This window comes from Sphingomonas sp. (assembly GCF_025353885.1).
Classification (GTDB): Bacteria; Pseudomonadota; Alphaproteobacteria; order Sphingomonadales; family Sphingomonadaceae; genus Sphingomonas_O.
Genome location: NZ_JANXNX010000003.1, coordinates 1 through 3,881, shown reverse-complemented (window position 1 = coordinate 3,881; position 3,881 = coordinate 1). Strand labels below are relative to the sequence as shown.

Below are 3,881 nucleotides of genomic sequence, written 5' to 3'. Positions count from 1 at the left end.
GATACCGCACCCCGGCACCGGAAGCCGCTCCATCGCCACTGCCGCCCTCCGGTTTCGCTACGCTCCACCTCCGACCGACACTGGCGATGGAGGCAACAATGCACTAACAATCAACACGGACCACTCAGTGGGGGCCGGTCACTACCAGCGCACCCGGCACCGACCAATCCCGCATATGGCGAGCAGCGGTTTCGAGAAAGATAATGAACTCGGCTTCCGACATTTCGCCCGAGGCCATCGCGAACTCACGATGCCTGTGCTGACCCAGCCCCGACACATGGCCATCAATCCGGACATTGTATGGAGGGTCGGTTATTGCGAGGGCATCTCCCATTAGCAGGGTCCATGACAATGGATCCAGCGCGCTGCCGCAAACCAGGCTGTGATCCCCAAGCTGCCACAGCTCGCCTGGCTGCACGACTGACGGTCCCGCCGCCGACAGGATGTCACCAGCTTCCTCCACCGGACTGTCAAGACCTTCAATCCGCAGGTCGATCTCGGCCATTGCAAAGCCGGTCGCTTCGATGTCAAAGTCGAGGTTAAGTTCGGATAGGTCGCGTAGCACCGCACCAAGCAACTGATCATCCCAGGATGACAGTTCGGACAAACGGTTTTCGGCAATCTTGAAGGCGCGCACTGCGTGTTCATCGAGGTGGTCGATGCAGATTGTCGGCAGTTCCTTCAGTCCAAGTTTGCGGGTTGCCTGAACGCGCGCGTCACCCGCGATGATGCAGTAGCCACCATCGATCAGCACGGGCACGTTAAACCCGAAGGCCCGGATCGATGCACTCAGCGCCTTGATCTGCGAGGCCGGGTGCCGACGGGGATTATCGGGATGCGTCTTTAGCTGCTCGATCGAGATATAACCGATACCGAACTGACGATTGGGCAGCATCGGTGAAGGGAATAAGGCTGACATTGCGCACTCCGTCCGATGGAAGAGAGCAGAGCAATAATCACCTATCTTACATAAAGGGCAGGGTTAAAGTTCGTTTTCTGTCATTCGAACCAGCGAACCAGAGGCATGCGATCACTGGTCATAGCCAACGCAGGATGATCATGGACGACTTGCTCGATCGAGCAGGCCAGCTTTACGATTTCGCGATAGAAATCGATGTCCTGCAGATCGGGATCGAATGTGGCGCCGCTGGACCGTCTGCTCCTCAGCATGAGCTGTGCCGCGATCGCTAGATGGATGACCGGAAGCGATTTGCGCCAGACCTGCTTTTCGATGTTTTCCGGGTCATCGATCGAGACGTCACTTTTGATCAGGGCACAAAATTGATCGATTGATGGCGCCGTCATCCCGGGAGGCAGCACCGCCTGAATGCCAAAGAGCTGCTGATGCGTTATGCCGATCGCGGCGCCGGACGCGGCCATTCGATGCTGAAGCCGCGTGTGAAGATAGCAGAGCGCAGGCTTCGGCTTTTGAGCGCGCCTCCTAATCTGCGCCCAATCCACCTGTGGCCATTCATTCATGACGGACAGCGCCGAGTCATAATTTTGCGACATGGTCAGGCGGAGTGCGCCTCCCATGAGCTCCTGGCTCACTCGCTGAAAAACGTGCGTTTCAGCAGCAATCGGCCAGGCAAGAATTGAATGAACAAGCGAACCGGTCATGAAATCGGGCATCAGCGCAGGGCCGATACTGAGCACCAGCTGAGGTTGCATAACGTGTCCACCAAACAGGTACGGTTTGCACCTGTTATCCGCCTGTTATGGTCCTGTTGTCACAAATCTCTAACCTGTTATTGTTGACCGGCGAATAGTTGTTTAACCCTATGGAAAACTGGGATAATTTCATCTGACCGATATCGAATCCGGCGCTAATCACCTGTTAGTGGCATAAACAGCGAAATAACAGGTGAAACAGGTGAGGATACCGGTTCGCTCGCGACTGCCTCCAGCACCACTATTTTCCTAGATCCGGAGACTTATCGGATTGTGTCCACCGGCGTTGGCAGAAAGTCGCGGTTATCTGACATTTATTCGCAGTGGTTGATTGATATTGTCGTGCCGGAGACGCACTCAGATAATCAGCGACATGCTCCGGCTTTTGATGAGTCTCCGATCCTCGAAGCCGTGCTTGCGGCCGAGCGAGTTCTTTTTCGATACGCCGGCGAGCGAGAATGGCTGACAGGGAAATCCTGCCAGCAAAACATCGTGCTTCGGGATCAGCGAAGGATCAGCGCCATAGGGACCGATGTCGCCGACCATGACATGGTCTTCAGTCTCAGCAAAGTTGCGCCGGTAGGTGGCCTGCGACCATTTGTCCCATTCGCTGGTGAAGACGCACTTGCCGCCGATCGCCTCAAACCCCAGCCGGAGCCCTCCGATCCCGGCGAACAGGTCGATAAAGCGGAAATCTGCCGGAGTATCAGGCGCAGGCTTTTTCGCTGCGCGCCCGAGCGCAATGTCACGGACTTTATCGCGCACCAGCTTAGGCGGTGGTACGCTCCCGGAAAGATAACGCTTGATGTGGCGGCCGGATAATCCGAGTTCAGCCTCGGCCTCTGCAATGGTCAGACCCGACCGGCGGAATTCTGTATCGAAGTCGCTGCTCTGGACCGGCACTGCATTCCCCTGAACGCGCCCCGCAATTCACTCACTGGGTCACTTCCGGACGCGATCGCACAGAGATTCTCCAGAGAGCAAGTTTGTTTCCTGTCTGTTCTGAAAATCATTTGTCTGGTGCAGCCCGCTCCGTTTTCAACCGCACGACCTTCTTAGTTGCTGCGCGAACGGACGAAATTATGCGCGGGTAAGATCACATCGAGCATGGATGGACAGTGGCTTTCACTATTCTCCGTACCTCTTTCCGATATCCGGGCGGGCGAACGGGCTGATGCAATAACTGCGTGCTTTCCCTATCCTTCTGCGATAGCGCGAAAACAGGGTAAGGCAATGGAGGGGGCTTGTTTGCGACATCACCACCGATGGATAATGTGTGCTCTGGCTACGTTTTTTGTGTCGGATGCCATGGCAGGCGACGTTCCTCTTTATCAGCCCGCGCCTTTGTGGGTAATCCCCGCTTTGCTGCCCGACACGACAAAGCTGACAGCAGAATCTCCCGCTATCGTCATGTACGATATGCAGCAGCGGATCGAGGACGGACTTTTGTCGTCCTATGTCGATGGAGCCACGCGAATTTCTTCGCCGGAAATGCTTGCGCAATTCGCGACTCTGACAGTGCCATGGGCACCCGACAAGGGCGATCTGATCGTTCACGAACTATCGATTTTGCGTGGTGGCCAGCGCATTGATGTTCTTGCGCAGGGGCAGAAATTCACTGTACTCCGACGCGAACAAATGCTCGAACAGCGCGAGTTGACCGGCATCCTGACAGCAACTCTGGCAATCGAAGGCCTTCAGGTAGGCGACACATTGCATTTTCGTGCGACAACGACTTCGAGAGACAATGCGCTGGCGGGGCGGGTCCAAAGCCTGGCTCAGATCATTGCTGCGCCCGCGCGGGTCGGCTACGCGCACATGCGCTTCTCATGGCCCACGGCATCTGCACCAAAATGGAAACTGCTTGCCGACGGCATCGATGCCCGGGCGATTAAAAAGGGCGCATACACCGAACTTTCGCTAGCTCTGCCAGCACCAAAACCACCTGAAATTCCCGATGATACGCCCGTGCGCTACCGCCACCCTCCGCTGATCGAGCTGTCGACCTTCGGGAGCTGGGACGATGTCTCGAAAGTGATGGCGCCTCTCTACAAGACTGAAGGGACGATTGTTCCGGGAAGTCCTGTTGCCGCCGAGGTTGATGCGATCATCAAGCTGGAAAGCACACCCCTTGGCCGTGCTGAGCGCGCCCTTGAGCTGGTTCAGGACAGGATACGTTATCTGGCGGTAGGCATGGATGGCGGAAATTA

At 56.4% G+C, this 3,881-nt stretch carries 5 protein-coding genes; 2 read left to right on the top strand and 3 right to left on the bottom strand.

The features are described from left to right. Window positions 1–107: integrase catalytic subunit (locus tag Q0R02_RS00125; protein ID WP_293879742.1), on the top strand; the 107-nt coding region annotated here is incomplete at its 5' end. A gap of 17 nt (window positions 108–124) precedes the next feature. On the opposite strand, the gene Q0R02_RS00120 is transcribed toward Q0R02_RS00125, so the two are convergent. The 3 genes from Q0R02_RS00120 to dcm all read right to left on the bottom strand — a co-directional run bounded on the left by Q0R02_RS00120 (window position 125) and on the right by dcm (window position 2,574). Further along, on the bottom strand, window positions 125–919 hold the full coding sequence (locus Q0R02_RS00120; protein WP_293879740.1) for a ParB/Srx family N-terminal domain-containing protein: 795 nt from the start codon (window positions 917–919) through the stop codon (window positions 125–127). Between the two features lie 80 nt (window positions 920–999). After that, window positions 1,000–1,671, bottom strand: coding sequence for a hypothetical protein (locus Q0R02_RS00115; RefSeq protein ID WP_293879738.1), 672 nt, complete (start codon window positions 1,669–1,671; stop codon window positions 1,000–1,002). Between the two features lie 357 nt (window positions 1,672–2,028). Next, window positions 2,029–2,574 (bottom strand): DNA (cytosine-5-)-methyltransferase, encoded by a 546-nt coding sequence (gene dcm / locus Q0R02_RS00110; RefSeq protein ID WP_293879737.1) that lies wholly within the window; start codon window positions 2,572–2,574, stop codon window positions 2,029–2,031. A gap of 156 nt (window positions 2,575–2,730) precedes the next feature. Here dcm and Q0R02_RS00105 point away from each other — a divergent pair. After that, window positions 2,731–3,881, top strand: a 1,151-nt coding sequence (locus tag Q0R02_RS00105; RefSeq protein ID WP_293879736.1) for a DUF3857 domain-containing protein, incomplete at its 3' end; no start/stop codon positions are given.